Origin of the sequence: Nocardia niigatensis NBRC 100131, from assembly GCF_000308655.1 — a bacterium.
Taxonomy (GTDB): domain Bacteria; phylum Actinomycetota; class Actinomycetes; order Mycobacteriales; family Mycobacteriaceae; genus Nocardia; species Nocardia niigatensis.
The window spans coordinates 1-1,985 of record NZ_BAGC01000097.1; the positions used below are offsets into that span (position 1 = coordinate 1).

Annotated in this window: 2 protein-coding genes; one reads left to right on the plus strand and one right to left on the minus strand. The window is 65.2% G+C overall.

Going from position 1 to position 1,985, the window contains the following annotated elements; translation table 11 throughout:
* Positions 1 to 430: 430 nt before the first annotated feature.
* On the minus strand, positions 431 to 724 hold the full coding sequence (locus ON33_RS43645) for a type II toxin-antitoxin system RelE/ParE family toxin (protein WP_040862686.1): 294 nt from the start codon (positions 722 to 724) through the stop codon (positions 431 to 433).
* 190 nt (positions 725 to 914) lie between these two features.
* Here ON33_RS43645 and ON33_RS30945 point away from each other — a divergent pair, with 190 nt between their 5' ends.
* Positions 915 to 1,148 carry a hypothetical protein gene (locus ON33_RS30945; RefSeq protein WP_083869418.1) on the plus strand — a complete coding sequence of 78 codons (234 nt, stop codon included), beginning with the start codon at positions 915 to 917 and terminating at the stop codon, positions 1,146 to 1,148.
* Positions 1,149 to 1,985: the final 837 nt, after the last annotated feature.

The window sequence follows — 1,985 nt, forward strand, 5'->3', positions numbered from 1 at the left end:
GGGAATCGCCGCTATTCGGATTCGGCGTCGAAAAAACGCAGGGAAATTGTGTGCGAAGTTTTTGTTTCCTGCCTCGCCTGGGGCTGGGGTCGGGGGTGTGGGTGGTGTTCCCGGGCCCGTGGTCGGTTCTGGCCCCTTGCGGTGACCGGTTTCCCGGTGGGCGTGGCGGGAATCCAGCCGCCGACCGCGATGTCTGCCCCGACACGAACCCAGCCCTCCAGCGCCCCAACCAATCTCATCGGCGCCGATGCCGACAACACCCGCCCCACGCCGCATCCGGAACCAGCAGATCACCCTCTACCAGCACACATCCCGAACTTCGTTGGATTTTCGGCGAGTCCGGAACCCACAATCCCGAAAGGCGCTTCGCGTAAGGGACGCGAAGCGCCTTCCTGGTTTCCGGGGCAAGGTCGGGGTCGCCAGTCTGGCGTCACAGGTGGCGGTCGATGTCCATGCGCTGGTGCAGGATCCGCACGACATCGACGATGTGCCCGGCGGCGAGGCGGAGGAATAGCGCGTGCGACCCCGTCGTCAGCTTGAAATAGCCGGGGCGGATCTCGTCGCAGGCCCGTCCGATCCGCGGGTTCGCGGCGACGCGCTCGATCGCGCGCTGCAGTTCTCGCAGGTATGCCTCGGCCTGTCCGGCATCCCAGAGCTCGCGCGTGTAATCGAAGATCTGTTCCAGATCGGCCTGGGCAGCGGGTGAAAGAAGGTATCGGTTCACCGGCGCGGCTGCTCGTCGACTGGCACCCCTGACCGCGATCGCCGCAGGCGCACTGTTCTTCCCCGCACTCCTTGCGCCCCCGGCATTGGCGGCAATCGGCGATTTCACCGCCGTGACCCAGATCGGCAACCCCGACGTAGGCAACCTCGTCCCCTGCATCACCACGGGGAAAGGTTGCCTGGTCAGCGCCATGTTGGTAGGTGATGACCAGCACACCCCCGCATCACTGACCCTCAACGGCCGCGTGGTCGCGAGGAACGACAACGGCAACACCTGGCTGGCATACGACTGGACGCCCACCACCACGGGCACCTATACCTTCACCGCGACCCAGGGCGCATCGACCAAAACCATCACCGTCGACATCACGAAGGTCGGCGACACCGGATCCTCGAACCTATTCCCCACAGGCTCGGCCAGCTGACAAAACGCGGCCCCGCGCCTCCATCGACCGGACCACATGGGCCGTAACGGCCTCATCATCAAGAGGCCACGATCGGGGCACCGACCGGTTGAGAAGGCCGACCTGTTGGTATGCGCTGTGTGTCAGTGCAGTGCACGCGAAATCCGCCAGATGTTTTGAAATGGAAATGATTAACTCTCCGGCGGTGGGCCGAGATGTTCGGCCGCACGCCCGATCGAAGGGTTTCCCGCATGCGCACTCTCATTGCGGCAGTTGGCATTGCCATGGCATTGACCATCGGAGCCGGACAGGCGGTGGCCGCGCCGCTCCCCGTCCACGACGCTCCAGCCGCCCCGGTCGCAGAGACCGGCTCTTCCAGCGGGTCGGCCGGGGCCCTGAACTTCATCGCAGCTCTCCTGCTGTGCCTCCTCCCACCGTCTCCCGGTTGCACCACAGGAGGAGTTGATATCTCGTAGCGACGCCGCGCTAGGCCATCGTTTTCCGAACGGGGAGGGTAGGTCCGGGTGTATCGGCGTGGCGGCAGTCCCGGTCGAGGTGGAGATACCTACGATGGTCTGCGGTCACCTCCCGGTCTTGCGGTGACCAGCTGTGGAATCTAGAACCCCGCCCGGCCTCCGGTCCATCCGTCCTGGAGGCCGGGCGGGTCCATGACCGGGATGCGATCAGGGGCGGTGCTGCGCAGGCTCATCAGGCCGGCACCCCTGAGTGGCTACTGGCCCACCAACACCGCAGTAGATGTGGGAACCCGAGGCGTCCGCGGGCTGATCGGCGCCCGGATCGCCGCTTCCCTTGGGCGAAAAAATCTGCAGTGGAAGCTCTAGACATTCCGCATACGGG